Here is a 26,435-nt window from a genome sequence, read left to right as displayed (position 1 = left end):
CTCGTGAGTGCGCACGCGAGTTAGAACTCGTGTGCGCACTCACGAGCCGGGCTTGGCCGCCACCAGGACGTCGCGCACGATCGCCTGGTCGACGCGGTGTTCCAGGCGGTCGAACGGGTCGCCCTCCGGCACCACGAGGCCGGTTCGTTCGAGGATTCCGGCCAGCTCGTCGCGCGTGACCACGTGCGTGTTCCAGGAGATGCCGACCGCGCCGCCCGGCCGCAGCACCCGGTTCCACACCGGCACCGCGGCGGCCAGCAGGTCCCGCGGGCTCCGCGCCGGGCCTGGCTCGCGCGCGTGGTGGCTGCCGTGCTGCACGCCGTACGGAGCGTCGGTGACGATCACGTCCGCGGGTCTGCCGCGCAGCAGTTCGCCGGCGGCCAGCGTGTCGCAGTTGAGGTAGGTCAGCGACCGGGTCTCGCCCGCCTTGTACCGGTCCTTGGTGGCCGCGTACTCGACGTCCAGCCGCCGTCCGAGGCGCCTCTTGTTGTGGCGCAGGGGACCCGCGTCCGCGGTGTGCTTGAGCCGCTTCGTCCGCAGCCAGGTCTTGATGAACTGCTGGTAGGCGTCGAAGTCCTTGCCGTCGGTTTCCACGCCGGTGGCGTCGAAGCCGTACATCATCGCCTGGTTGAGCGTGGTTCCCCTGCCGCACAGCGGATCCAGCACGTGCAGAGGGCGGCGCCCGAGCAGTGCCGCCGGGGTGTCGGTCGCCAGCACGGTGAGGTTGAGCAGCAGCTTGGTGAACAGCTCGTTCGTCTTGCCCGAGTACTTCTGGATCGTCAGCAGGTCCGAGTCGAACTCGGCGAGCGGCTGCAACGGCAGCGGCCGGAACAGCTCGCCGGTGAGCTCGAACAACACGTAGAGCGACGACAGGTTGGCCAGGTACGCGAGGTCCGTCCCGGACAGCGGGGCCTCGGTGGCGAAGGTGACGTAGTCGACACCGGCGATCGTGCGCGTGCCGGGTTCACCGGTGCCGCTGCCGAGCACCGTCGCGCCGAAGGCGGCGAGCTCCGCGCACAGCAGGCGGCTCGACGTGTCCGTGTAGACCCGGTTCGCCGAGGGCAGGATGAGGATCGCGTACTGGGGCATCGCCGGGCAGCGTAGCCTGTCGGGCCCGGGCGCTAGTCTCGCGACGTGGTCAGCCCGGTCGAGGAGCGCGTACCCGCCCGCAAGGTGTTCGGCCTCGCCGTGCCCGCGCTCGGCGTGCTGGCGGCCGAGCCGCTCTACGTGCTGGTGGACACCGCCGTGGTCGGGCACCTCGGCGCCCTGCCGCTCGCGGGGCTCGCGCTCGGCGGCACACTGCTGTCGCTGGTCTCCACGCAGCTGACCTTCCTGTCCTACGGGACGACGGCGCGCACGGCCCGGCTGCACGGCGCGGGCCGCCGCACCGAAGCGGTCAGCGAGGGCGTGCAGGCCACCTGGCTGGCGATCGCCGTCGGCCTGGTCGTGCTCGGGGTGGGCCAGCTGCTGGCCGAGCCGATCGCGCTGGCCATGTCGGGCGACGACGCGATCACCGCCGGGGCCGTTTCGTGGCTGCGGATCGCGCTGTGCGGCGCGCCGCTGATCCTCATCACGATGGCGGGCAACGGCTGGATGCGCGGCGTGCAGGACACGGTGAAGCCACTGCGGTACGTGCTCGCCGGCAACGGGCTTTCCGCGGTGCTCTGCCCGGTGCTGGTGTACCCGGTCGGGTGGGGACTTGAGGGCTCCGCCGTGGCCAACGTCGTCGCCCAGGTCGTCGCGTCGGCGCTGTTCCTGCGTGCGCTGGTGAGGGAACGGGTGCCGCTGCGGCCCAGGCCCACGGTGATGCGGGCGCAACTTCGCCTCGGCCGCGACCTGGTGCTGCGCAGCCTGGCGTTCCAGGCGTGCTTCGTCTCCGCCGCGACCGTGGCGGCCCGCACCTCGGCGGCGGCGGTCGGCGCCCACCAGGTGGTGCTCCAGCTCTGGACGTTCCTCTCGCTGGTGCTCGACTCGGTCGCCATCGCGGCCCAGTCGCTCATCGGCGCGGCACTCGGCGCGGGCTCCGCCCAGCGGGCACGCGGCGTCGCCGCGCAGATCACCCGGTACGGCCTCATCCTCGGCTGCGGCCTCTGCGCGCTGTTCGCGGCGGTGTCCCAGGTGCTGCCGCGCGCGTTCACCTCCGACGCCGCCGTGCTCGCCGAGATCCCGAACGCGTGGTGGTTCTTCGTCGCGCTGCAGCCCGTCGCCGGGATCGTGTTCGCGCTGGACGGGGTCCTGCTCGGAGCCGGGGACGCGGCCTTCCTGCGCAACGCGACGCTGGGCAGCGCCGTGCTCGGCTTCCTCCCGCTGGTCTGGGCCTCGCTCGGGTTCGGCTGGGGGCTGGCCGGCATCTGGACGGGGCTGTCGCTGTTCATGCTGCTGCGGCTGGCGTTCGTGGTCCTCCGCTGGCGTTCGGGGCACTGGGCGGTGGTCGGCGCCGTTCGCTGACGAGCGCATCGATGTGGTCAAGCGCACTCCGGTAACGGGTATGTTTCGGCGTTGCATAGTCGATACAAGTAAGCGGGACGGCAGTGCGGGCGTCCCCGGACCGACACCCGCCCACTCGTCGTCTGGAGGATCCTCCGTTGCCGTCCCCGGTGACCGCGCGAGCGACCACGCGTTCCTGGCTGGTCTGGCTGACCGCCGCCTTCGTCTACGTCCTCGCCGTGTTCCACCGCACGTCCTTCGGCGTGGCCGGTATCGAGGCCGCCGAGCGCTTCGGCGTCGGGGCGGCCGCGCTCGGCACGTTCACGGTGCTCCAAGTCGGCGTGTACGCCGCGATGCAGATCCCCACCGGCGTGCTGGTGGACCGCTTCGGCCCGCGCACGATCCTCACCGCCGCGCTGCTGTTCCTCGGGCTCGGCCAGCTGCTGCTGGCGGTGGCGCAGACCTACGCCCTCGGCCTGGTGGCCCGCGGGGTGCTCGGCCTCGGTGACGCGCTCACCTTCGTCTCCGTGCTCCGGCTGGCGGCCAACCACTTCCCCGGGCGGCAGTACACGCTGGTCACCGCCCTTACCGGCGCCCTCGGCTTCACCGGCAACCTCGCGGCCACGCTGCCGCTGACCCTGCTGCTCACCGGGCCGGGCTGGCTGCCGACGTTCCTCGGCGCGGGGCTGGTCACCGTGCTGTTCGTCGCCGTCGTGCAGTGGCGCGTCCGGGACACGCCGACCGCGCGCAGGACCGAGCCGCAGCGGGTGACGGCGCGGGAGGTCGGCGGCCAGGTCGCCACCGCGTGGCGGGTGCCCGCCACGCGGCTGGGCTTCTGGACGCACTTCACGACGCCATTCGGGCAGAACGTCATGGTGCTGCTGTGGGGCGTGCCGTTCCTGGTCGACGGCCAGGGCTACTCGGCGACGGTGGCGGGCAGCCTGCTGATGGTCTTCGTCGTCGGCGCCATGATCGGCGGGCCGCTGGTCGGGGGCCTGATCGGCCGCAGGCCCGAGCTGCGGATGCCGCTCGTGCTCGGCTACCTGGCCGGCCTGGGTGCCGTGTGGACGGTGCTGCTGAGCTGGCCGGGGCGGATGCCGGTGGCCGTGCTGGTCCCGGCGTTCGTCGTGCTGTCACTGGGCGGCCCGGCCTCGATGATCGGCTTCGCGCTGGCCCGCGACTACAACCCGCTGCGCCGCGTCGGCACCGCGACCGGCGTGGTCAACGTGGGCGGGTTCGCGGCGACCACGGTGACCGCGCTGCTCATCGGCGTGCTGCTGCAGGTATCCGGCGGCAACTACCGGATCGCGCTGCTGTCCGTGGTGGCGGTGCTGCTGCTCGGTGGCTGGCGGATCGCCGTGTGGTACCGGCGCGCCAGGGCCGCGGTGTTCGCCGCGCAGGCCCGCGGCGAGGAGGTGCCGGTCCAGTTGCGCCGCCGTCCGTGGGACGCGCACGCACCCGAGCGGCAGCGGGTGGCCGCCGCGGCGTGAGGGATCGGCCGCCGCTACAGTGTGCGGCCGTGTCTCGCCAGCAGCAGCGCAGGCCGGCGCCACCGCCGGGCCTGCTGATCGTCGACAAGCCGAGCGGGATGACCTCCCACGACGTCGTCGCCAGGGCCCGGCGGATCATGGGCACCCGCAAGGTGGGCCACGCCGGCACGCTCGACCCGATGGCCACCGGCGTGCTGGTGCTCGGCATCGAGCGCGCGACCAAGCTGCTCGGGCATCTCGCGCTCGACCGGAAGACCTACCTGTCCACGATCGCGCTCGGCGTGTCGACGACCACCGACGACGTCGAGGGTGAGCGGCTTTCCGAGGCAGGCCTGCCCGAGCTGGAGGCGGTCACCGACGCGGCGATCGAGGCGGGGATCGCGGAGCTGACCGGGGAGATCCAGCAGGTGCCGAGCGCGGTGAGCGCCGTCAAGGTCGACGGCAAGCGAGCCTACGCACGCGTGCGCGCGGGCGAGGAGGTGGAGATCCCGCCGCGCCCGGTGACCGTGTACCGCTTCGACCTGCTCGCGACCCGCCGGGAGCCGGGGCGGATCGAGCTCGACGTGATGATCGACTGTTCGTCGGGCACCTACGTGCGCGCGCTCGCGCGGGACCTCGGCCGGGCGCTGGACGTGGGCGGGCACCTGATGGCGCTGCGCCGGACGACGGTCGGGCCGTTCACGCTGGCGACGGCGTGCACCCTGGACGCCCTTGAGCAGCGGCCCGAGCTGTCGCTCGGCCTCGACGACGCCGTGGCGACCGCGTTCCCGCGGCGGGACGTGGACGCGGCGACGGCGCGGGCCGTCCGGTTCGGCCAGCGCATCCCCGCCGCCGGGATCGCGGGCACCTACGGGATCTTCGATCCGGACGGGCACGCGCTCGCGCTGGCCGTCGACACGCCCGACACGGCCCGCTCCGTGGTCGTCCTCGCACCAGCCTGAAGGTGGCCGGCGGCCCCGGCGGGCCGGACCGCGTTCCGAAGCGGATCGGACACTGCTTAGGGTGGTGCCCGTGCAGCGTTGGCGTGGTTTGGCGGATCTGCCGGGCGGCTGGGGACGATGCGTCGTCACGATCGGGGTGTTCGACGGCGTCCACCGTGGCCATCAAGTCCTGATCAGCCGGACCGTCGAGCTGGCCAGGCAGCGCGGGCTGCCGAGTGTCGTGCTGACCTTCGACCCGCACCCCTCCGAGGTGATCCGGCCCGGCAGCCACCCGGCGCAGCTCACCACGCTGCGCCGCAAGGCCGAGCTGGTCGAGCAGCTCGGCGTCGACGTGTTCGCCGTCCTGCCGTTCACGCCCGAGCTCTCGCGGCTCTCCCCCGAGGAGTTCGTGCACGAGGTGCTCGTCGACCGGCTGCACGCGGCGGCGGTCATCGTGGGGGAGAACTTCACCTTCGGCCACAAGGCAGCCGGCGATGTCGAGCTGCTGCGCACGCTCGGCAAGCGGTTCGGCTTCGTCGCGCACGGTGCCACGCTGCAGGGCAGGGCGCTGCCCGACGAGCAGGACGGGGGCGAGATCACCTTCTCGTCCACGTACGTGCGCTCGTGCATCGACGCGGGTGACGTGACGGCCGCCGCGGACGCGCTGGGCCGCCCGCACCGGCTGGAGGGGATCGTGGTGCGGGGCGACGGGCGCGGGCACGACCTCGGCTATCCCACCGCGAACCTGTCGACCCCGCGGTTCGCCGCGGTGCCCGCGGACGGCGTCTACAGCTGCTGGTTCGTGCGGTCGACCGCTCCCGGAGAGCGGCTGCCCGCGGCCGTGTCGGTGGGAACCAACCCGACCTTCTCCGGGCGCGAGCGCACCGTCGAGGCGTTCGTGCTCGATGTCGACGAGGATTTCTACGGCCAGCATGTGGCGCTGGACTTCGTGTGCAGGCTGCGCGGGCAGGTGGCGTTCGACTCCGCGGAGGCGCTCGTCGAGCAGATCGACGACGACGTCGCGCGGACCAGGAGCGTGCTCCGGCTCACCTGAACGCGAATGGTGGACACCCAGCGTGACGGCACCCGGGCGGGTGCAAATGCGAACGCCTCGGCCGATCCGCCCCGCAACCGGCGCCCGACCTGGCAAGATACTCGGCGGGCCGGTTGCCGGGGGCCTGCGCAACGCCGTCTAGGGGAGCAGGGCACAACGTGGAGGACCACAAGATCGTCCAGCGGAACATAGCGCTGCAGCGGGAGTGGTACGGGGAGCCACTTGGTGACCGTGTGCGCAGGCTGGTGGTGGCCTTCGACGTCTCGCAGGCGTTTCTCGCGGAGGTACTGGGAATCAGCGCGCCCATGCTCAGCCAGGTGATGAGCGGGCGGCGCGCCAAGATCGGCAACCCGGTCGTGCTCGCACGGATGATCATGCTCGAACGCAAGGTGCTGACGCCCGAGGTGGCGGCGGGGAACAAGGCGGCCATGCGGGAGGCCCTCGAGGATGTGCGCGACGCGCGGCCGACCGTGGGGCGGGACAACTTCCCCGTCGGCGCCGGGCCCGACGACCAGGGTGTCCTCTCGGCGCTGCGGGAGATCGCGGAGGAGGAGAACCTCATCGAGGCGGCCGAGCGGCTCGACACCGACTTCCCGGCGATCGCCGACCTGCTCCGCCGGGCGGGCAAGGTCGGCTGAGCGCGGTGGGCGCCCGGCTCTTCAGTGCGCTGCTGCCTTGCGCGGAGGTCGTCGCCTCGCTACGGCGTGAGCTCGACGACCGGATACCGCCGGATCCGGCGCTGCGCTGGACGACGGCGCGGCAGTGGCACGTCACCCTCGGCTTCTACGGTACCGACGAGATCGACGACAGGGCGGGCTGGCTGCGGGAACGGCTCGCCGAGGCGGCGGCACCGACCCTGTGGCTGGAGGGCGCGGGCACGTTCCCCGGGGTGCTCTGGACGGAGGTGCGCGGCACCGGACTCGCCGAGCTGGCCGCCGCGGCGCGGCCGGACTCCGAGGCACGCGACGGCAGGCCCTACCGGCCGCACCTGACCCTCGCCAGGGGTGGCACGCCCGGTCGGCTGGCGGTGGCGGAGCGGGCGCTGCGGGCATACCGGAGCCCGTCGTGGTCACCGTCCGAGGTCGTGCTGATGCGCAGTGACACCGGGCCGGAGGGGCCGCGGTACCGCACGGTCGAGCGGTTCGGGCTCGCCGCGAGCGCGAGCTGACAACGCGGCTGCTATCCTCGACAGTTGAGTCCGGCTGCAGTCCGTGGCGGCCGCGACCTTCCCGCCCGGGGCGAGACGCGCCTGGGTATCCACGGTACGTACAGGAGGGTCGATCGGCGTCGTACGCCGGTCCCTCCTCGACAAGTAGGAGATAGCGAGTGGCTCTGTCCACCGATGAGAAGAAGTCGATCCTGTCCGAGTACGGCGTGCACGAGTCGGACACCGGGTCCCCCGAGGCCCAGGTGGCTCTGCTCACCAAGCGGATCATCGGCCTCACCGAGCACCTCAAGGTGCACAAGCACGACCATCACTCCCGTCGCGGTCTGTTGCTGCTGGTCGGCCGTCGTCGCCGGCTGCTCAACTACGTGATGAAGCTGGATATCGAGCGGTACCGCTCGCTGATCCAGCGACTCGGCCTCCGCCGATAGCAGACTCCGAGGGGGAGTGACCCGGTCCGGGTCACTCCCCCTCGGTACACCAAGACAAGAACACAGGGCGAGCGCACCGCGCGCGAGGACAACCCCGCCGGTCCTCGGTAGTGGCTCCCGGGACAGGTCCCGGGGGCTTCGATCGAAGACCGGCCTCGTTCCTCGAGCGTGCCCCCCAAGGGTTGGGGGTCGTGTGCCGCCCGAGCGGAATGAGGAGAAATTTTCGTTATGACGGAATCAAGCGGTATCAGCGTGCACGAATCGGAAGCCGTGATCGACAACGGCCGGTTCGGTACCCGCACGGTCCGCTTCGAGACGGGCAGGCTGGCCAGGCAGGCCGCCGGCTCGGTCGTCGCCTACCTGGACGACGAGACCATGCTGCTCTCGGCCACCACCGCGTCGAAGCACCCGAAGGACCAGCTCGACTTCTTCCCACTCACCGTGGACGTCGAGGAGCGGATGTACTCCGCCGGGCGCATCCCCGGCTCGTTCTTCCGCAGGGAGGGCCGTCCATCCACCGACGCGGTGCTGACCTGCCGGCTCATCGACCGGCCGCTGCGCCCCTCGTTCACCGAGGGCCTGCGCAACGAGATCCAGGTGGTCATCACGGTGCAGAGCCTGCACCCCGAGGACCCCTACGACGTGCTCGCGATCAACGCCGCCTCGGCTTCCACCCAGGTCAGCGGGCTGCCGTTCTCCGGTCCGATCGGCAGCGTGCGCGTCGCGCTGATCGAGGGCCAGTGGGTGGCGCTGCCGACGTGGAGCCAGCTGGAGAACGCGACCTTCAACATGGTGGTCGCGGGCCGCATCGTCGGTGACCGCCCCGAGGACGTCGCGATCATGATGGTCGAGGCGGAGGGCACCGAGAACACGATCGACCTCGTCGCGGGCGGTGGCACCGCGCCGACCGAGCAGGTCGTCGCGGAGGGCCTGGACGCGGCCAAGCCGTTCATCCGGTCGCTGTGCGAGGCGCAGCAGCGGCTCGCCGACGCGGCCGCCAAGCCGGCCGGCGACTTCCCGCTGTTCCCCGCCTACCAGCAGGATGTCTACGACGCCGTCGCCGCCATCGCGACCGACGAGCTCACCAAGGCGCTGGCCATCGGCGGCAAGCAGGACCGGGACAACGCCACCGACGAGGTCAAGGCCGACGTGCTGGCGCGGGTCGGCGTCGGCGAGGGCGAGGCCTTCGAGGGCCGCGACAAGGAGGTCGGCGCCGCCTTCCGTGCGCTCACCAAGAAGCTGATCCGGCAGCGGATCCTGCGCGACAAGGTGCGCATCGACGGCCGAGGGCTGACCGACATCCGGCAGCTGGCCGCCGAGGTGTCGGTGATCCCGCGGGCGCACGGCTCGGCGCTGTTCGAGCGTGGTGAGACCCAGATCCTGGGCGTGACCACGCTGAACATGCTGCGGATGGAGCAGCAGCTCGACACGCTCTCGCCCGAGACGAGCAAGCGTTACCTGCACCACTACAACTTCCCGCCGTTCTCCACCGGCGAGACCGGCCGGGTCGGCACGCCGAAGCGGCGCGAGGTCGGCCACGGCATGCTCGCCGAGCGGGCGCTGGTGCCGGTCCTGCCGAAGCGGGACGAGTTCCCCTACGCCATCCGGCAGGTGTCCGAGGCGCTGGGCTCCAACGGCTCGACCTCGATGGGCTCGGTCTGCGCCTCCACGATGAGCCTCTACAACGCCGGCGTGCCGCTCAAGGCGCCGGTGGCGGGCATCGCGATGGGTCTGGTGTCCGACGAGGTGGACGGGGAGACGCGCTACGTCGCGCTGACCGACATCCTCGGCGCCGAGGACGCCTTCGGCGACATGGACTTCAAGGTCGCCGGTACCAAGGAGTTCATCACCGCGCTGCAGCTCGACACGAAGCTGGACGGCATCCCATCGGACGTGCTCGGCGCCGCGCTGAACCAGGCCCGTGACGCCCGGCTCACCATCATGGACGTGATGGCCGAGGCGATCGACACTCCGGACGAGATGAGCCCGTTCGCGCCGCGCGTCACCAGCGTGAAGGTCCCGGTCGACAAGATCGGCGAGGTCATCGGGCCGAAGGGCAAGATGATCAACTCGATCACCGAGGAGACCGGCGCCGACATCTCCATCGAGGACGACGGCACGATCTACGTCGGTGCCGTGGACGGCCCGTCCGCGGAGGCGGCGATCGACAAGATCAACGCCATCGCCAACCCGCAGCTGCCGAAGGTGGGCGAGCGCTTCCTCGGCACGGTCGTGAAGACGGCCGCGTTCGGCGCGTTCGTCTCGCTGCTGCCGGGCAAGGACGGCCTGGTGCACATCTCGAAGCTGGGCAACGGCAAGCGCATCGGCAAGGTCGAGGACGTGGTGAACGTCGGCGACAAGCTCCGCGTGGAGATCGCGGACATCGACAGCCGCGGCAAGATCAGCCTCGTCGTGGTCCAGGACGAGGACGAGAAGGCCGCCGAGTCCGCCCCGGCGCAGGAGCCGGCCGAGTCCAACCAGTAAGCACAACGCCGAACTGCCATGAACGACCCGTTACTGGCACTTTTCGCCAGTAACGGGTCGTTCATGGCACGTGAGTAAGGATTCATGGCGCGACAGATTCCCGGGCACGAGCAGCCCGTCGGCAGCACCCGGACCCTTGAATCCGCGACGGACGGCTCGGTCGTCAAGCGCACCGTGCTGCCCGGCGGCCTGCGGGTCATCAGCGAGCGCGTGCCGGGCGTGCGCTCGGCCACCGTCGGCCTCTGGGTCGGCGTCGGCTCGCGGGACGAGCAGCCGGGTGTGGCCGGTGCGGCGCACTACCTCGAACACCTGCTGTTCAAGGGCACCGCGAGCCGGGACGCCACGCAGATCGCCGAGGAGATCGACGCGGTCGGCGGCGAGTTCAACGCCTTCACCGCGAAGGAGCACACCTGCTACTACGCGCAGGTGCTCGACTCCGACCTGCCCCTGGCGATGGACCTCGTCACCGACGTGGTGTTCGAGGCGCAGTGCACGGATTCCGATGTGGAGACCGAACGCAGCGTGGTGCTCGAGGAGATCGCCATGCGCGACGACGATCCCGAGGACCTGCTGCACGACACGTTCGTCGAGGCGATCCTCGGCGAGCACGCGCTCGGCCGTTCCGTGCTGGGCACCGAGACTTCCGTCGCCGGCATGTCCGCGAGCGCGCTGCGCGGTTTCTACAAACGCCGTTACCAGCTGCCAAGGATGGTGCTCGCGGTGGCGGGCAACGTCGAGCACAGCCAGGTGCTGCGCCTGGCGCGCAAGGCGATGCGCGACCGGCTGTCCGGTTCGGACACTCCGTCGCCGCCCCGCCGCGGCCGGGCCAGGTTGCGCGAGCAGCACAAGCTCGTGCTGCGCACCGACGACAGCGAACAGGCCCACCTCATGCTCGGGCTGCGCGCGCTGAGCAGGCACGACGAGCGGCGGTTCGCCCTGTGGGTGCTCAACGCGGCGCTCGGCGGCGGGATGAGCTCACGGCTGTTCCAGGAGGTGCGGGAACGCCGCGGGCTCGCTTACCAGGTGTACTCGTCGGTGGCCAGCTATGCCGACACCGGGCACCTCGGCGTCTACGCCGGCTGCCAGCCGGACCGGCTCGGCGAGGTCGCCGGAGTGGTGCGTGAGATCCTCGCCGACGTGGCCAGGGACGGCCTGAGCGACACCGAGGTGGCGCGAGCGAAAGGCCAGCTGCGCGGCGGTCTCGTGCTGGGCATGGAGGACACCGCGTCGCGCATGTCCCGGATCGGCAAGAACGAGCTCAACTACGGCGAGTACCTCGGCATCGGTGACACGGTCGCGCGGATCGACGCGGTCACCCCCGAGGAGGTCCGGACGGTGGCGCGCACGCTGCTCGGCGGGGTGTCCACCGCCGCCGTCGTCGGGCCGTACGCTCACGATGACGACCTGCCCGACGACCTGCACGAGGTGATCGCGTCATGACCGAGCAGCAGCGGATCCGGGTCGGCGTGCTCGGCGCGCGCGGCAGGATGGGCGCGCAGGCCGTCGGTGCCGTCGAGGCGGCACCGGATTTGGAGCTCGCCGCCGGAATCGACGCCGACGACGAGCGCTCGGTACTGACCGACCACAAGGCCGAGGTCGTCATCGACTTCACCCATCCCGACGCGGTGATGGACAACCTGCGGTTCGCGATCGACCACGGTCTGCACGCCGTCGTCGGCACGACCGGGTTCACGCAGGACCGGCTCGACGAGATCACCGAGCGGCTCCGCGACAGGCCGGAGCTCGGTGTGCTGATCGCGCCGAACTTCGCGCTCGGCGCGGTACTCGCGATGCGGTTCGCGCAGCAGGCCGCGCGGTTCTACTCCTCGGCCGAGGTCATCGAGCTGCACCACAACCGCAAGGCCGACGCGCCCTCCGGCACGGCCGCGCACACGGCGCGGCTGATCGCCACAGCCCGCGCCGAAGCCGGCCTCGAACCGGGCAGCGACGCGACGACCGCCGAGCTGGCCGGGGCGCGGGGCGCCGACGTCGACGACGTGCGGGTCCACTCGGTGCGCCTGCCCGGGCTGGTGGCGCACGAGGAGATCCTGTTCGGTGCCGAGGGGGAGACCCTCACGATCCGGCACGACTCGATGGACCGGTCCTCTTTCATGCCCGGCGTGCTGCTCGGCGTCCGCTCGGTGCCGCGGCGGCCCGGGCTGACGGTGGGGCTGGAGAACGTGCTCGACCTGTGAGAACCCGCAACGTCGCGCTGGTGCTCACCGCCGCGGTGGCGGTGTACCTGGTGCTGCTCGCCGGCCGCGCGGTCACGCTGCTGGGCACGGGCGAGGCGGTGCCGATGCTGCTCGGCGGCGGTGTGCTGGTGCTGCCGCTGCTCGGGGCGTGGATGCTGGTCACCACCTGGCGTTCGGGCGCCCGCGTGCAGCGGCTGGCGCGGCGGCTCGACGCCGAGGGCGCGCTGCCCGACGTCTCCGGTCTGCCGCGCAGGCCGTCCGGGCGGGTGGACCGCCGGGCGGCCGACTCGTGGTTCGACGCGCGGCGCGCCGAGGTCGAGGAGGATCCCGCCGACTGGCGCCGCTGGTACCGGCTCGCCTACGCCTACGACGTCGCGGGCGACCGCCGCCGGGCGCGCGAGACGATGCGCAAGGCCATCGACCTGGAGGCCGCCGAACCACGGCCGTGAGGGCGCGAGCCGGTCAGATGTGGAACCAGCCGGCGAACACGGCGGGCGCCGCCGCGAGCGCGCTGAACCGGATGAACCGGCCGAGCAGGCCCGCGGAGACGAACGTCGACATGCGCATCCGGACCAGTCCGGCCAGCACGGTGGTCGCCATGAACGGTGGCAGTCCGAACACCGAACTGATGCCGTACGTACTGGTCATCCAGTGCGGGTGGCGATGGCAGCGTTCCCGCAGTGCTTCGACCCACCGCCGCAACCGTTTGGTGCGCAGCCGCCATGCCTCCCGGCGCGGCGACGGCGGGCGCTGGCGGTGCAGCCGGTCGTGCAGGAACGCGGGCAGCCGGATCGAACCGCGTGCCGCCAGGTAGTACAGGAGCTTCCCGGCGATCTGTCCCACCGCGACCACGGCGCCCACCGCGAGCCACGGAATGCCCGGATCGCTCGACACGAGCCCGATGACGAACACCTCGATGCTGATCAACGGCACGACCGCGGAGCCGAAGGCGACGCCCAGCGTCACGCACAGCCAACCGAACACCGCGTGCCTCCCTGCTGAGAATCACGGGCCACGCTAACAGCCGAAGCTGAGCGCACCGTAAGGAAAAGGTTGCGTACCAGTGCGTCCCGGCCTCGTGAGTGCGCACGCGAGTTCTAACTCGTGTGCGCACTCACGAGGCCAGCCGCAGCTCCAGTCCGCCGGTGAGCCGCAGCTCGCGGACGGTCTTCTCGCCGGTGTCGAGCGTGCGGACCGTGCCGTCCGGATTCCAGCCCGCACCGCGGAAGAACGCCAGGGAGGCGGAGTCGGACTGCGCCACCCACGTGACTCCCCGCTCGGCGCCGTGTTCGCGCAGCCCGGCGGCGGCGCTGGCGAGCAGCCTGCCGCCGTGCCCGCGTCTGCCCCAGCGCGGCTCGACGAGCACGGTCGCGATCAGGCCGGTGCGTGCCGCGTCGTCCGGGAGCGTGCCGTCGGCGGCGGCGACGTCCTCGGCGGGGGCCGGGCCCGCCACGCAGAAGCCGACGGTGAACGTTCCCTCCAGCGCCACGTAGACGGCCGTTTCCGGGTGCTCGACGGCACCGGACCAGCGTCGGGCGAGGTCCGCAGGGTCGAGTTCGTCGATCGCGCGGGCGCCGACGACATCGGTGTACGCGACCCGCCAGGTCTCCAGCTGGATGCGGGCGATCTCCGCGACGTCGTCGGGTGCGGCGGGGCGGACGTCGGCGGTAGCCATGCCCCGCAAGATAGCGGGCGGTCGTGCAGGCGACGATCGCGGTCCGCCCGGTGCTGTCGGTGGCTCGTGGCAAGCTCGCGGCATGAGAACCGTGAGTCCGGGGGTGGCCCGCCGTACGGCGCTGGCCGCGCAGGGGTTCGCCGATCCGCGGCCCGCCGGTCCGCCGACCCGGCGGCACCTGCAGCGCGTGCTGTCCCGGGTGCAGCTCATCCAGCTCGATTCGGTCAACGTGGCCGTGCGTGCCCACTACGCGCCGCTGTTCGCGCGGCTCGGCCCCTACGAGCCGGAGCTCGTCGACGACGCGGCGTGGTCGCACAGCGCCCGCCGGCCCCGGCTGCTGGTGGAGTACTGGGCCCACGAGGCGAGCCTGGTGCCGGTGCGGGACTGGCCGCTGCTGCATTCCGGCGCGAAACCGCGGGGCTGGTGGCGCGGCTACGCCCGGATCGCCGACAGCGCACCGTCGCTCGTCGACGACGTGCTGGCCGTGGTGAAGGAACTGGGCCCGGTCGGAGCGGGCACGATCGAACGAGAGCTGGCCGGTCCGGCCCGGCGCACGCCCGGTGCCTGGTGGGAGCGCTCGGAGGTGAAGAAGATCTGCGAGTGGCTGTTCGGCATCGGGCAGCTCACGACGGGGACGCGGCGCGGGTTCGAACGGCTCTACGACCTGCCCGAGCGCGTGCTGCCGCCGGACGTGCTGGCGCGCCGGGTGGGTCCGGAGGAAGGTGCGCGCGAGCTGATCCGGCGGGCGGCGACAGCGCTCGGGATCGCCACCGAACCGGACCTGCGGGACTACTACCGGCTCAGTCCCGGCGCGAGCAGGCAGGCCGTCGCAGAGCTCGTCGAGGAGGGCACGCTGGAGCCGGTCCGGGTGCACGGCTGGCGGCACGAGGCGTACCGGCACGTCGACGCGCGCACGCCGAGGGCGGTCACCGGGCGGGCGCTGCTGTGCCCGTTCGACCCGCTGATCTGGGAGCGGGCGCGCACCGAGCGCCTGTTCGGCTTCCGGTACCGCATCGAGATCTACGTGCCGGAGCCGAAGCGCGTGTACGGCTACTACGTGTTCCCGTTCCTGCTCGGCGGCGAGCTGGTCGGCCGGGTGGACCTCAAGGCGGATCGCGCCGCCGGGGCACTCCGGGTGCCGGGGGCGTTCGCCGAGCCCGGCACCGACCACGCCAGGGTGGCCGCCGAACTGGCTGAGGAGCTGTCGCTGACGGCCTCCTGGCTCGGCCTCGAACGGGTGGCCGTGGGCGAGCGCGGAGACCTCGCGGCCACGCTCCGCAACGCCCTTCCCCGCTCCTGAGGGGTGAGCGCAAGAAGGCCCGGCACCTGCCGGTGCCGGGCCTTCTTGCGTGGTGGATCAGACCGCGCGGACGCCGGTGGCCTGCAGGCCCTTCGGGCCCTGCGCCACCTCGAACTCGACCTGCTGGTTCTCCTCGAGGCTGCGGAAACCGCTGCCGTCGATCTCGGAGTAGTGCACGAAGACGTCCGGTCCCTCGGCGCGAGTGATGAAGCCGAAGCCCTTCTCCGCGTTGAACCACTTGACGGTGCCCTGAGTCATTTCGCTCCCTTACAGGGTTCGGTACGGGGTACCGCACCGTGCGGTACCCGGGCCGGTTTCTCGACGCGGCTTCTCAGATCCCTGAAAGCAAGCAACAACAAAAACTACGACCATCGATTACAACCACCCCGGTGCCGCGTTCATTCCCGTCACCCGGCCGGGGTAGAGTCAGACGGTCGAGAGCACCCAGTACACCGGCAATCGAGCCGGTGTCGTTCTCGGCGGGTGACCCAGCCGGCCTGCTTCGGCCGGGGACGGGAGTGCCGACATGCCGTCGGGATGGTGCGTTCGCGTGGAAGCAGGATCCGAATGACGTGGGCACGGCCCGCGGGGCCCACCCGGACACCGGACCGGGTCTCCCAGGCCCGCGCGGCCGAGCAGACCCAGCTGGGGATCGAGCATCACCGCGCCGTGCGTACCGTGGCCGAGCACGCCGTGGACGTGGGGGACTGCCAGGACCTGCTCGCGATGCTCGGGCTCGAGGCCGAGGCGGGCAGGCGGGAGGACGCGCCGGGCGCGGCGCACTGACCACGGGCCGTCCGGCCGCCGCCCCTTCAGGACGCCGGCTGGGACAGGGCCTTGGTCACCACGGCGTCGCCCGCTCCGCTGCGCGCCCGCACCTTGAGTGCGACCGGTCCCTCCGGCGGCGTGTCGGCGACGTCGAGCTCGCTCGACACCCGGCCCGCGCCCGAGGACAGGTCGATCTCGGCGGCGACGCCACCGCGGATACCGATCCGGACCTCGCCCGAGCCGGTGATCGCCTCCACCGAGCCCGAGGCTGCCTCGGCGACGGTCAGGTCGCCACTGCTGCTGCGGACCAGCACCTCACCCTCGACCACGCCCAGCCACACATCGCCTGTCCCCGTGGCGAGGGTCGCGGAACCGGACACCGCGGGCGCCTCGACGTCGCCGCTTCCGGAACGCAGCTGCACGCCCGCGGGTGTCGGGCCGAGCCGGATCGATCCGGTGCCGGTGCGCACGGTCGCGGGGCCCTCGATGCGGTCGAGCACCGCGTCGCCGGAGCCGGTCTGCACGTCGACCCGGCCCGCCGTCCCGGTCACGGTCACGGTCGCGGCGCCGGCCCGGACGTCCAGGTGTGACCGGGAGGGCACGTGCACGGTCACGGCGAGCGGCACATTGCGCAGCGGCAGCGGTTTCGGCCCGCGTACCACCAGCCGGCCACCCACCTTCTCGATGCGCGCCTGCCGCACCGCCTCGCCCGGCGAGCCGTGCAGCTCCGAGCCGAGCGGGCCGCCGAAGCGCTCGCCGACCCAGCTCAGGATGTTGGACACGCCCTCCGCCCACGGTGCCTGCGCGGAAGGATCGTGGCGCACCTCGGCGCGCACGTCGTCCTCGCCGAGCCGGATGTCGATCCGGCCCATCGTGATCTCCACGTCCAGCTCCAGCGGTCCTTCGGCGTCGAACGCCTGGGTGCGCACCGGCTCGTCGGCGTGGTCGTGCGGTTCCTCGTTCGTCGCGTTCATCTTGCTCGTCACTGTCCTTCCACCCAGCCGTGCAGGTGCGACCCGGACCGCTGGCCGTGCGGTCTGCCGCCTTCGCGATGCTGATGCTTGCCCTGCAGTGCGCCCTGCACCGCCTGCGAGACGAACGTGTTCAGCGACACGCCCTGCGCCGCGGCCGCCTGCTCCGCCTGGCCCTTGATCTGTTCGAACAGCCGCAGCGTGATGCGGCTGATGTCGCCTCCGTCGGCCGGTGGCTGCTGCGGAGGTGGTGGCGGTGGCGGCGGAGCCGGGCCCGGTTCGCTCGCCGGGGTGCCCGCGCCGGTGACCACCACCCGCACGTCGCGGCCGTCGAGGCGGACGTCGACCACCTGGTCGGGGAGGTTGGCGGTGACCTCGGCGGCGAGGTCGGCGAGCGCGTTCATCAGCGCGAGCCGGGCCGCCGGCTCCAGCGCCGCCGACAGCACCGCGGCGGCGCGCCGCATCTGTTCGTCGCCGGCGGAGGCCGTGGTGCTCAGGTTCTCCCGCAGGCTCTCGAGATATGGCGTCAGGTCCATGACACCACTATGGCGTCATAGGTGACATCGGTCAAGGCGTGGATGGTGTCATCGTGATGGTGCGCGTGGCGGCCGGCCGGGGCGACTACGCTGCCGGGGACAAGACCGCGTGGTAATCGAGGGAGTCGGACGTGGCCGAAACGGTGTCGCCCAAGGTGCAGTTGATCGCGAAGACGGAGTTCTTCCCACCGGCCGACGTGCCGTGGTCGACCGACGCCGACGGTGGTCAGGCGCTCGCCGAGTTCGCGGGCAGGGCGTGCTACCAGTCCTGGAAGAAGCCGAACCCGAAGACCGCCACGAACAGCGGCTACCTCGACCACATCATCGAGGTCGGGCACCTGTCCGTGCTGGAGCACGGCTCGGTGACCTTCTACATCACCGGCATCTCCCGCTCGCTGACCCACGAGCTGATCCGGCACCGGCACTTCTCGTTCTCGCAGCTCTCCCAGCGGTACGTGCCCGAGCGCGACGCCGCGTTCGTCGAGCCCGGTGTCATCGCCGAGGATCCGGAACTGCACGAGAAGTTCGTCGCCGCCGCGCAGGCCAGCGTCGACGCCTACACCGACCTGCTCGCGGGGCTGGAGGAGAAGTTCGCCGACGCGCCGAGCGCCACGCTGCGCCGCAAGCAGGCTCGCCAGGCGGCGCGATCCGTGCTGCCCAACGCCACCGAGACCCGCATCGTGGTGACCGGCAACTACCGGGCGTGGCGGCACTTCATCGCCATGCGCGCCACCGAGCACGCCGACGTCGAGATCCGCGCACTCGCCGTGGAATGCCTGCGGCACCTGCAGAAGGCCGCCGAGAACGTGTTCGCCGACTTCACGATCTCCACCCTGCCGGACGGCACCGAGGTCGCGTCGAGCCCGAAGGTGCTCGAGGGCTGAGATGCGCAGGCTTGCCATCGAGGTCCGGCCGGGCGAGTACGCCGTGGGCCGGCTCGACGCGGACTCGCCCGCGCCGCCAGGGCTGCTCGACCGTACCGGCGACGAGCTCGTCTCGGTCACGCGCACGGCCACCGAGCTGTCCCTGATCTGCCCTGCCGCCCTCGCGCCGGACGGCGCCGAGGTGGAGCGGAACTGGCGGCTGCTGACGGTCCGCGGGCCGCTGGCGTTCACGCTCACGGGGGTGATCGCGGCGCTGTCCAGCGAGCTCGCCGCGGCGGGTGTCGCGCTGTGCACCCTGTCCACCTTCGACACCGACCACGTGCTCGTGAAGGCGGCCGACCTCCAGCGCGCGATCGAAGCGCTGGAGGCGGCCGGGCACGAGGTGCACCACCGCTGAACGGGAACCGGTGAGCTCCCGGTGTGGTCGCAGTTGCGGCGCCGCGCAGCGCTAGCATCTTGGCCCGTACCGAGGAGGGGACGCGCACCGTGACCGACGAGCAGATCCGGCAGACGCACACCACCCCGGCCACGCCGGGGCCGAGGGTGATCGCCGGCCGGTACACACTGCTGGGCGAGCTCGGGCGCGGCGGGATGGGTGTGGTGTGGCGCGCGGAGGACACCGTGATCGGCCGCCACGTCGCGATCAAGGAGCTGACGCTGCCCGACGGCGCGGACGAGTCGGGGGTCTTCCAGGAGCGGGTGCTGCGCGAGGTGCGCACCGGCGGGCGGCTCAACGACCCGGCCGTCGTCACCGTGTTCGACGTGGTGACCGAGGGCGACACGACCTTCATCGTGATGGAGCTGGTGGAGGCGCCGACCCTGTCGGAGCTGGTGCGCCGCAACGGCCCGCTGGCTCCGCACCAGGTGGCCGCGATCGGGGAGCAGGTGCTCTCGGCGCTGCAGGCCGCGCACGGTTCCGGCATCGTGCACCGCGACGTCAAGCCCGGCAACCTCATGGTCGCGCCCAACGGCCGCGTGAAGCTGACCGACTTCGGCATCGCGCAGGCCGTGGACGATCCGCGGCTGACGACGAGCGGCATGCTGGTGGGCTCGCCCGCGTTCATGGCGCCCGAGCGGGTGGCCGGCCGGGAGGCCATGCCGGAGTCGGATCTGTGGGCGCTGGGCGTGACGCTGTTCTTCGCGGTCGAGGGCACGGTGGCGTTCGAGCGGCCCAGCACCGCGGCCACCCTGCACGCGATCATGAACGAGGTGCCGTACCTGACGCACGCGCAGGGGCCACTGGCATCGGCGATCATGGGTCTGCTGATCTCCGCCCCGGAGGCGCGCATCTCGGCACAGCAGGCGCGCGGACTGCTCGCGATGGCGGCGCAGCAGCACGGGCAGCCGACACCGCCTGCCGGCCGGCACACCGCCGTGTACGGCGGCCAGCCGCCGACGCTGCACAGCGGCCCCGCGCCGTTCGCTCCCGGCCCCGCCGCGGCGCCGAACAGGACCCGCCGCACCCTGCTGGTCGGCTGCGGCGCGCTCGCGGCGGTCGCCCTGCTGGCCGGTGGCTTCTTCCTGGGCAAGCCCGTGTGGTCCCCGGAAACGGACGAGTCGATGCTGCCGACCATGGTCTACGGCGAGGGCGGCGACCTCGGGTTCTCCCTCAGCAGCGGCCGGGAGCAGTGCCTGAACGGGCGGTTCGACCGGGGCTATGAAATCAGTTCGAGCAACCAACCGGACTGCGACGAGAACCACGACTTCGAGATCTACGACTCCGAGCGGTCCCTCGGCAACGGCTCGTCCGCCTCCAGCGACGCCGTGCTCGCCGGGTACCCGGGCACGGAGCAGCTGGCGCGCTTCGCCGAGACCCAGTGCATGCTCAGCTTCTACTCGAACGCGGTGCCCGCCGACCTGCGGCCCTCGCTCGACTACCGCGCGCTCGTGCCCAGCCGGGCGCTGTGGGAACAGCAGCAGGAGTCGGACGCGGATCTGCGGCGCACGATCTACTGCGTACTGCTCAACAAGGACGGCAGCCAGCTCACCGAACAGGTGGCCGTGGAGGTCAAGTAGCCGCAGAAGTTCCCGCTTCCGCGCCGCCCCGCCGGGGATTCTCCAGCGCAGCCGGTGACGTTGGAGCCGATCATGGCGTTCGGCGCCGTCGGCACCGTGATCAGCGCTCGAACGAGGTACCGTCAAGGCATGTCGATCGCACCGTCCACCCCACCCACTGCCGCGCCGGGCAGGCCGTTCGGCCGCGTGCTCACCGCCATGGTCACGCCGTTCGACTCCGAGGGTGCGCTGGATCTGAAGCGGGCGCAGGAGCTCGCCGAGCACCTGGTGGACCTGGGCAACGACGGCATCGTGCTGAACGGCACCACCGGGGAGAGCCCGACGACGACCGATGCCGAGAAGGCCGAGCTGATCAGCGCGGTCATGGAGGCGATCGGCCACCGGGCCACCGTGGTGGCCGGTGCCGGAACGAACGACACGGCACACAGCATGGAGCTGGTCCGCCAGGCCGAGGAGGCCGGTGCGCACGGCGTGCTGGTGGTGACCCCGTACTACTCCCGGCCCACCCAGGCCGGCCTGTACGCGCACTTCACCGCGGTGGCCAACGCCACCGGGCTGCCGGTGATGCTCTACGACATCCCGCCGCGCTCGATCGTGCCCATCGAGGTCGACACGCTGCGCCGGCTCGCCGAGCACCCCCGCATCCTCGCGGTCAAGGACGCGAAGGGCGACCTGCTCGCGGGCAGCGAGGTCATCGCGAACACCCACCTGGCGTACTACTCCGGTGACGACGGCCTGAACCTGCCGTGGCTCTCCGTCGGCGCCACCGGCGTCGTGAGCGTGATCGGGCACGTGGTGGCCGGCCGGATCCGCGCGATGATCGACGCCTACGAGGACGGCGACACCTCCACCGCCCGCACCAACCACCGCGGCATGATTCCCGTGTACCGCGCGTTCTCCCGGGTCGGCGGCGTCGTGTTCGTCAAGACGGCGCTGCGGATGCGCGGTTACGATATGGGCGAGCCGCGGTTGCCGATCGTGCCGGCGAGCGAGGATCAGGTCGAGGCCATCGCGGCGGATCTGACGCAGGCGGGCGTGCCGCTCGAGCAGTCACCGAGCGGTGACTGGGCGAGCTCGCGGGTCGCGCAGGCCGACTCCGCGGCCGCCTACGTCGCGCCGACCACTCACACCAGCGTTGGGACGATTCATCGGTGACCGAGCTCTCCACAGGACCCGGACCGACCGCCGCACCACCCGCACTGCCCGATGGGGGCCTGCGCGTCGTCGCGCTCGGTGGCATCGGCGAGATCGGCCGCAACATGACCGTGTTCGAGTACGGTGGCCGGCTGGTCATCGTCGACTGCGGCGTGCTGTTCCCGGAGGACAACCAGCCCGGTGTCGACCTGATCCTGCCCGACTTCCGGGCGATCGAGAACCGGCTGGAGGACGTCGACGCGCTGGTGCTCACGCACGGCCACGAGGACCACATCGGTGCCGTGCCGTTCCTGCTCCGGATGCGGCCCGACCTGCCCGTCTACGGCTCGCGGTTCACGCTCGCGCTGCTGGCGGCCAAGTGCAAGGAGCACCGGCAGCGGCCGAACCTGATCGAGGTCCGGGAGTCGCAGCGGCTCACCGTCGGCGCGTTCGAGCTGGAGTTCTTCGCCGTCAACCACTCCATTCCGGACGCGCTGGCGGTCGCCATGCGCACGCCGGCGGGGCTGGTCCTGCACACCGGGGACATCAAGCTCGACCAGCTTCCCCTGGACGGCAGGCTCACCGACCTGGCGGGCTTCTCGCGGCTCGGTGACGAGGGCGTGGACCTGCTCTGCGTCGACTCGACCAACGCCGAGGTACCGGGCCTGGTAATGCCCGAGCGCGAGATCGGCCCCGTGCTCGACGACGTGATCGCACGGGTGCGGCAGCGGGTGATCGTGGCCTGCTTCGCCAGCCATGTGCACCGGGTGCAGCAGGTGCTCGACGCGGCCGTGCGGCACGGGCGCCGGGTGGCCTTCGTCGGGAGGTCGATGGTGCGCAACATGGGCATCGCCGCCGATCTGGGCCTGCTGGACATCCCGGAGGGCCTGCTGATCAACCTGGACGAGGCGGTCAACCTGCCCGAGACGAAGGTGCTGTTCGTCTCCACGGGTTCGCAGGGCGAGCCGCTGTCGGCGCTGTCCCGGATGGCGCGCGGGGAGCACCGGCAGATCTCCATCCGCGCGGGCGACACGGTGGTGCTGGCCAGCTCGCTGATCCCGGGCAACGAGACCGCGGTGTTCGGAGTGGTCAACGGGCTCGTCCGGCTCGGCGCCAGCGTGGTGCACCAGGGCAACGCGAAGGTGCACGTGTCCGGGCACGCGTCGGCGGGGGAGCTGCTGTTCCTCTACAACGCGGTGCGGCCGGTCAACGTCATGCCGGTGCACGGGGAGTGGCGGCACCTGCGGGCCAACGGCGCGCTCGCCGTGAGCACCGGGGTCGCCCCGGAGAACGTGGTGCTCGCCGAGGACGGGGTGGTCGTGGACCTCGTCGACGGCAAGGCCTCGGTCAGCGGCCGGGTGGAGGTCGGGCACGTCTATGTGGACGGCCTTTCGGTCGGCGACGTCGGCGAGTCCACGCTGTCCGACCGGCTGGTGCTCGGCGAGGGTGGCTTCATCGCGATCACGGTGGCCGTGGACTCGACCACGGGTCGCGCGGTGAGCCCGCCGACGGTGTCCGGGCGCGGCTTCTCCGACGACCCGAAGGCGCTCGACGCGGCCGCGTCGCTGGTGGAGATGGAGCTGTCCCGGACCGAGGCGGAGGGCATCACCGACATGCACCGGATCGCCCAGTCGGTGCGCCGCGTCGTCGGCCGGTGGGTCGCCGACACCTACCGGCGCCGCCCGATGATCGTGCCCACCGTCATCCCGGTCTAGCGGTGCGGCGCCCTCGTGAGTGCGCACACGAGTTAGAACGCGGGTAGCCACTCACGAGGCGTTGGGCTCGGCCGGCAAGGGTTCGCCTGCCGTGCTCGGTTGTTTGGCTGGCGCGGTGAGCTGCACGATCACCGCGCCGCCGAGCAGGATGCACGCGCCCGTCACCTGCACCCAGGTCAGCGCCTCGTGCAGCAGGATCCATGCCAGCGCGGTGGCCACCAGCGGCTCGCACAATGCGAGCACGCTGGCCGCCGACGCGGGCAGGTGCCGCAGCGCGGTGATCCCGGCCAGGTAGGCGAGCACGGTGGAGATCAGCGCGAGCGCGATCAGCAGCGCCCACACCGGTGGCCGCCAGGGGCCGAAGTCGGCCGGGCCGAGCACGATCGACATCGGCAGCGTCCACGGCGGGGCGACCACGAGCACCGCCACCGCGCCGATGAGCATTCCCCAGGTGACCATGCCAAGCGGGTCGCGGGTCGCCACGCCGTGCTCGCCGAGCAGGAAGTACGCCGCCGAGCACAGTGCCGCGCCGAGCCCGGCGAGCAGGCCGATCGCGTCGAGCCGCAGCCCTTCGCCGACCTGGGCCACCATCGCCAGGCCGAGCATGGCCAGCGCGATCCCGGCCCACATCGGCCACGGCAGGCGCACCCGCCGGACGAACCGCACCCACAGCGCCACCAGCACCGGGGACGTGAACTCCAGGAGGATCGCGATGCCCACGGGAATCCGCGACGCCGCCACGAAGTAGAAGAGCTGGACGCCCGCGACGCCGAGCAACCCGTAGCCGACCAGCAGCCGCCACTCGCCGCGCCGGACCCGGAGCAGCCTCGGCCTGGTGAGCGCGACGCCGCACACCAGCACGAGCGCGGAGAGGCCGATCCTGGCCGCCGCCACCTGCTCCGGCGAGAGCCCGGCGATCATCGCGGGCTTGCCGATGGCGCCGGAACTGCCGAAGGACAGCGACGCGAGCAGGATCAGCAGCGTGCCCCGGCCACGGTGCGCCACGGGGCGCGAGGGCGGGGAGGAGACGTCGGCGGTCACAGCGCGACTGTATGCGGGGGAGCCGACGATCTGCCGCTGATTTACCGGCGGCTGTGACCGAGATCCGATCGCGCGAAACCGAAGCTGGGTCGGGGTGGACGGCGATAGCATCGCAGCTCGGGAAATGCGAAGACGCCAGATGGTAGGCAGGTATTCACGTGCCCGACCTGCAACGGGTCCGGCATAAAGTTAGGTGGAGCGGGCCGGAGGCACCGAGACCGTGGACTGCTCGACATGCGACGGGTCAGGTCGTGGGAGGCCCAGGATGAGCGACGAGAACGAGCAGCAGGGTGGCGGGCTGCGGATCTCCACGCTGTGCCACGACTGCGGCGGCGATGGCGTCAAGGTCGTCCCGACGCTGATGGTGTTCAACGGGCAGGCGGCGACGAAGATGGCGCCGCGGCCCTGCCCAACGTGCAGCGACAACCCGCGACAGGGCCGGCTACGGGGGATCGTTCCACCGGTGTGACGGAGCCGGTCGGCGGGCGTGCCTGAACGCGAAAAGCGTCCTCACCAAACGGGAGGTGGAGCCGCATGGTGCTCCCCGCGCCCGCGGGGGTGGTGAGCGCTGCCGACATCCGTGGGACCGGAGTGGCATAAGCACTACCTGCCCGCCGTTCACATCTGCCGTGTAGCGCCCGCGCTCAGCGCGGAGGGCGCCTGGCAGCCGACGATCGCCGGGGCCTCGTGGACCAGGCTGTCATCGACGAGCGCCTCCACCATGAACAGCGCGAAATCGATCCGCCGGGTGATGTTGCTCGCGAGGATCGGGTCACCGACGTGCCGGCTCCACACCGGCAGTCCTTGGCTTTCGCCCTCTTCGAGGTCGCTGCCGCGCACGACGGTCCAGCGCGTGTCGCTGGTGAACACCCGGCGGCATGCCTCCTCCTGGTCGCGGACGTCCACGACGCGGGCCAGGCGTGCCACCGCGCCGAATACCCTGGCGAACGCTCGAAACTTGAGCGAGTACACGTCCTGGTCGTCGCGCGCGACGTGCCAGCCGCAGGAGAAGACCAGACGCGCGTCGGCGGGGGCGTGGTCGAGCACCGCCTGGGCCGTCCCGGTCGAGTATCCATGGACACCCCACGGGACCAGCACTGTGAGCACCCCGTCGCAGCCCGCGACAGCGCGCCGGATCACCTCCCGGTCGTCTGTCCGTCCGGGTAGGACGGTGATGCGTTCCTCGAACGCTTCCAGCTTCCCGGCACTCTTCTCGCGACACACGGCCACGACCTCGTAGCCCCGGTCCAGGGCGTGCTGAACCATGTAGCGCCCGAGCTTGCCCGAGGCCCCGATAATGCAGACCTTGAGGGCGCGCTGGTCACGGGCTTCGTACGTCACTTCGTGCATGCCCATGCTTCTTTCCCTCCTGCGGATACGAAGGACCTCCGAGCGGGCCGACGAGACCGCAGTCCCCGTTCCTTACGGTCGTAAGGCTGGATATACGTTATCCTTACACTTGTAAGGACGTCAACCGTGGCGTCGCGGACGTCGACGAGTTCAGGGAGACCACAGGTGTCGCCGACCCCGAAGGGAAGTCCGAGGTCCCGGCCTCCGCTGAACAAGGAACGTGTCCTCTCCGGTGCCGTGCGCGTTGCCGACGAGCGGGGTGTCGCGGCGGTGACCATGCGAAAAGTGGCCGACCAGCTCGGGGTCGAGGCGATGTCGCTGTACCACCACGTGGCCGGCAAGGACGAGATCCTGGACGGGATCGTCGACGTCATCTTCGGCCAGATCGAGTTGCCCGATCATGAGGCCGACTGGAAGACGGCGATGCGCCGGCGCGCGGCCTCCGCCCGCACGGTGCTTTCGCGTCACACGTGGGCTCTGGGGCTGATGGAGTCCCGGCGCAATCCCGGGCCGGCCACGCTGCGGCACCACGACTGGGTGGTCGGGTGCCTTCGGGATGCCGGGTTCTCGATCGCGATGGCGGCACACGCGGTCTCGGCCCTCGACAGCTACATCTATGGGTTCGTTCTGCAGGAGTCGAGCCTGCCGTTCGGCACGTCAGGGGAAATCGAGGAGGTCGCCGGAACGATCACCTCGCGGATGCCCCCGGGCACCTATCCGCACCTCACCGAGATGATCACAGACCATGCACTCAAGCCGGGCTACGACTACACGGCCGAATTCGCGTTCGGGCTCGACCTGATCATCGACGGCCTAGAGAGAATCCTTCACGAGCCAGGTCAGGACTCCAGCCGGTGATCTCCGGCCAGAACCCTTCTG

General features: G+C 71.5%; 28 protein-coding genes. 20 read left to right on the top strand and 8 right to left on the bottom strand.

Features of this window, described 5'->3' with window-relative positions:
- Positions 1 to 39 precede the first annotated feature (39 nt).
- Positions 40 to 1,089, bottom strand: a complete 1,050-nt coding sequence (locus JAP66_RS12915) for a TRM11 family SAM-dependent methyltransferase (protein WP_199431914.1) — start codon at positions 1,087 to 1,089, stop codon at positions 40 to 42.
- Positions 1,090 to 1,134: 45 nt separating this feature from the next.
- Between JAP66_RS12915 and JAP66_RS12910 the strand changes: the two genes are divergently transcribed.
- The 11 genes from JAP66_RS12910 to JAP66_RS12860 all read left to right on the top strand — a co-directional run bounded on the left by JAP66_RS12910 (position 1,135) and on the right by JAP66_RS12860 (position 12,615).
- The gene (locus JAP66_RS12910; protein WP_199431913.1) at positions 1,135 to 2,448 is read left to right on the top strand and encodes an MATE family efflux transporter; all 1,314 of its coding nucleotides are present in this window, start codon (positions 1,135 to 1,137) and stop codon (positions 2,446 to 2,448) included.
- Positions 2,449 to 2,585: 137 nt separating this feature from the next.
- Positions 2,586 to 3,917, top strand: a complete 1,332-nt coding sequence (locus tag JAP66_RS12905) for an MFS transporter (protein WP_199431912.1) — start codon at positions 2,586 to 2,588, stop codon at positions 3,915 to 3,917.
- Positions 3,918 to 3,946: 29 nt separating this feature from the next.
- Positions 3,947 to 4,858 carry a tRNA pseudouridine(55) synthase TruB gene (truB, locus tag JAP66_RS12900; protein ID WP_199431911.1) on the top strand — a complete coding sequence of 304 codons (912 nt, stop codon included), beginning with the start codon at positions 3,947 to 3,949 and terminating at the stop codon, positions 4,856 to 4,858.
- A 70-nt stretch (positions 4,859 to 4,928) separates the two neighbouring features.
- Complete coding sequence (locus JAP66_RS12895) at positions 4,929 to 5,891, top strand: bifunctional riboflavin kinase/FAD synthetase (RefSeq protein WP_199431910.1); 963 nt, start codon at positions 4,929 to 4,931, stop codon at positions 5,889 to 5,891.
- A 158-nt stretch (positions 5,892 to 6,049) separates the two neighbouring features.
- A complete protein-coding gene (locus JAP66_RS12890) occupies positions 6,050 to 6,529 on the top strand; it encodes a helix-turn-helix domain-containing protein (RefSeq protein WP_199431909.1) in 480 nt (159 codons plus the stop codon).
- Between the two features lie 5 nt (positions 6,530 to 6,534).
- The gene (thpR, locus tag JAP66_RS12885) at positions 6,535 to 7,059 is read left to right on the top strand and encodes an RNA 2',3'-cyclic phosphodiesterase (protein ID WP_307849547.1); all 525 of its coding nucleotides are present in this window, start codon (positions 6,535 to 6,537) and stop codon (positions 7,057 to 7,059) included.
- 158 nt (positions 7,060 to 7,217) lie between these two features.
- Positions 7,218 to 7,487 (top strand): 30S ribosomal protein S15, encoded by a 270-nt coding sequence (gene rpsO / locus JAP66_RS12880; RefSeq protein ID WP_199431908.1) that lies wholly within the window; start codon positions 7,218 to 7,220, stop codon positions 7,485 to 7,487.
- Positions 7,488 to 7,715: 228 nt separating this feature from the next.
- Entirely contained in the window at positions 7,716 to 9,971 is a 2,256-nt protein-coding gene (locus JAP66_RS12875) for a polyribonucleotide nucleotidyltransferase (protein ID WP_199431907.1), read from the top strand.
- Positions 9,972 to 10,055: 84 nt separating this feature from the next.
- Positions 10,056 to 11,411 (top strand): M16 family metallopeptidase, encoded by a 1,356-nt coding sequence (locus JAP66_RS12870; RefSeq protein WP_199431906.1) that lies wholly within the window; start codon positions 10,056 to 10,058, stop codon positions 11,409 to 11,411.
- Positions 11,408 to 12,166, top strand: coding sequence for a 4-hydroxy-tetrahydrodipicolinate reductase (gene dapB / locus JAP66_RS12865; RefSeq protein WP_199431905.1), 759 nt, complete (start codon positions 11,408 to 11,410; stop codon positions 12,164 to 12,166). The genes JAP66_RS12870 and dapB overlap by 4 nt, the downstream gene beginning before the upstream one ends.
- On the top strand, positions 12,163 to 12,615 hold the full coding sequence (locus JAP66_RS12860) for a hypothetical protein (protein ID WP_199431904.1): 453 nt from the start codon (positions 12,163 to 12,165) through the stop codon (positions 12,613 to 12,615). Before dapB ends, JAP66_RS12860 begins: the two co-directional genes overlap by 4 nt.
- A 13-nt stretch (positions 12,616 to 12,628) precedes the next feature.
- On the opposite strand, the gene JAP66_RS12855 is transcribed toward JAP66_RS12860, so the two are convergent.
- Positions 12,629 to 13,150, bottom strand: a complete 522-nt coding sequence (locus tag JAP66_RS12855; protein WP_199431903.1) for a YqaA family protein — start codon at positions 13,148 to 13,150, stop codon at positions 12,629 to 12,631.
- Between the two features lie 130 nt (positions 13,151 to 13,280).
- Entirely contained in the window at positions 13,281 to 13,841 is a 561-nt protein-coding gene (locus tag JAP66_RS12850; protein WP_199431902.1) for a GNAT family N-acetyltransferase, read from the bottom strand.
- A gap of 82 nt (positions 13,842 to 13,923) precedes the next feature.
- Between JAP66_RS12850 and JAP66_RS12845 the strand changes: the two genes are divergently transcribed.
- Complete coding sequence (locus JAP66_RS12845; RefSeq protein ID WP_199431901.1) at positions 13,924 to 15,141, top strand: winged helix-turn-helix domain-containing protein; 1,218 nt, start codon at positions 13,924 to 13,926, stop codon at positions 15,139 to 15,141.
- Between the two features lie 57 nt (positions 15,142 to 15,198).
- Here the strand turns inward: JAP66_RS12845 and JAP66_RS12840 are convergent, their stop codons facing one another.
- Complete coding sequence (locus JAP66_RS12840) at positions 15,199 to 15,399, bottom strand: cold-shock protein (RefSeq protein WP_199431900.1); 201 nt, start codon at positions 15,397 to 15,399, stop codon at positions 15,199 to 15,201.
- Positions 15,400 to 15,708: 309 nt separating this feature from the next.
- Between JAP66_RS12840 and JAP66_RS12835 the strand changes: the two genes are divergently transcribed.
- Positions 15,709 to 15,927, top strand: coding sequence for a hypothetical protein (locus JAP66_RS12835; RefSeq protein ID WP_199431899.1), 219 nt, complete (start codon positions 15,709 to 15,711; stop codon positions 15,925 to 15,927).
- A 26-nt stretch (positions 15,928 to 15,953) separates the two neighbouring features.
- On the opposite strand, the gene JAP66_RS12830 is transcribed toward JAP66_RS12835, so the two are convergent.
- Entirely contained in the window at positions 15,954 to 16,895 is a 942-nt protein-coding gene (locus tag JAP66_RS12830) for a DUF4097 family beta strand repeat-containing protein (RefSeq protein WP_372448965.1), read from the bottom strand.
- Positions 16,892 to 17,416: a toxin-antitoxin system HicB family antitoxin gene (locus JAP66_RS12825; RefSeq protein ID WP_199431898.1), complete on the bottom strand. Its 525-nt coding sequence runs from the start codon at positions 17,414 to 17,416 to the stop codon at positions 16,892 to 16,894. The genes JAP66_RS12830 and JAP66_RS12825 overlap by 4 nt, the downstream gene beginning before the upstream one ends.
- A gap of 131 nt (positions 17,417 to 17,547) precedes the next feature.
- On the opposite strand from JAP66_RS12825, the gene thyX reads away from it, so the two are divergent.
- The 5 genes from thyX (at position 17,548) to JAP66_RS12800 (ending at position 23,165) form a co-directional block, all read left to right on the top strand.
- A complete protein-coding gene (gene thyX, locus JAP66_RS12820; protein ID WP_199431897.1) occupies positions 17,548 to 18,300 on the top strand; it encodes an FAD-dependent thymidylate synthase in 753 nt (250 codons plus the stop codon).
- Between the two features lies 1 nt (position 18,301).
- Positions 18,302 to 18,697, top strand: coding sequence for an ACT domain-containing protein (locus JAP66_RS12815; protein WP_199431896.1), 396 nt, complete (start codon positions 18,302 to 18,304; stop codon positions 18,695 to 18,697).
- A gap of 89 nt (positions 18,698 to 18,786) precedes the next feature.
- The gene (locus tag JAP66_RS12810; RefSeq protein WP_199431895.1) at positions 18,787 to 20,316 is read left to right on the top strand and encodes a serine/threonine-protein kinase; all 1,530 of its coding nucleotides are present in this window, start codon (positions 18,787 to 18,789) and stop codon (positions 20,314 to 20,316) included.
- Between the two features lie 129 nt (positions 20,317 to 20,445).
- Complete coding sequence (dapA, locus tag JAP66_RS12805; protein ID WP_199431894.1) at positions 20,446 to 21,471, top strand: 4-hydroxy-tetrahydrodipicolinate synthase; 1,026 nt, start codon at positions 20,446 to 20,448, stop codon at positions 21,469 to 21,471.
- The gene (locus tag JAP66_RS12800) at positions 21,468 to 23,165 is read left to right on the top strand and encodes a ribonuclease J (protein ID WP_199431893.1); all 1,698 of its coding nucleotides are present in this window, start codon (positions 21,468 to 21,470) and stop codon (positions 23,163 to 23,165) included. Before dapA ends, JAP66_RS12800 begins: the two co-directional genes overlap by 4 nt.
- Before the next feature lie 51 nt (positions 23,166 to 23,216).
- Here JAP66_RS12800 and JAP66_RS12795 read toward each other — a convergent pair whose 3' ends face one another.
- Positions 23,217 to 24,206 carry an EamA family transporter gene (locus JAP66_RS12795; protein WP_307849546.1) on the bottom strand — a complete coding sequence of 330 codons (990 nt, stop codon included), beginning with the start codon at positions 24,204 to 24,206 and terminating at the stop codon, positions 23,217 to 23,219.
- Positions 24,207 to 24,471: 265 nt separating this feature from the next.
- On the opposite strand from JAP66_RS12795, the gene JAP66_RS12790 reads away from it, so the two are divergent.
- On the top strand, positions 24,472 to 24,675 hold the full coding sequence (locus JAP66_RS12790; protein ID WP_199431891.1) for a hypothetical protein: 204 nt from the start codon (positions 24,472 to 24,474) through the stop codon (positions 24,673 to 24,675).
- Positions 24,676 to 24,824: 149 nt separating this feature from the next.
- On the opposite strand, the gene JAP66_RS12785 is transcribed toward JAP66_RS12790, so the two are convergent.
- Positions 24,825 to 25,562: an NAD(P)-dependent oxidoreductase gene (locus tag JAP66_RS12785; protein WP_235998959.1), complete on the bottom strand. Its 738-nt coding sequence runs from the start codon at positions 25,560 to 25,562 to the stop codon at positions 24,825 to 24,827.
- A gap of 120 nt (positions 25,563 to 25,682) precedes the next feature.
- Here JAP66_RS12785 and JAP66_RS12780 point away from each other — a divergent pair, with 120 nt between their 5' ends.
- Positions 25,683 to 26,414 carry a TetR/AcrR family transcriptional regulator gene (locus tag JAP66_RS12780; RefSeq protein ID WP_372448964.1) on the top strand — a complete coding sequence of 244 codons (732 nt, stop codon included), beginning with the start codon at positions 25,683 to 25,685 and terminating at the stop codon, positions 26,412 to 26,414.
- Positions 26,415 to 26,435: the final 21 nt, after the last annotated feature.

This window comes from Qaidamihabitans albus, assembly GCF_016464705.1.
In the GTDB taxonomy this organism is placed as follows: Bacteria; Actinomycetota; Actinomycetes; order Mycobacteriales; family Pseudonocardiaceae; genus Qaidamihabitans; species Qaidamihabitans albus.
The sequence above is the reverse complement of the archived record's forward strand: the minus strand, read 5'-3'. Positions and strand labels throughout refer to the sequence as shown.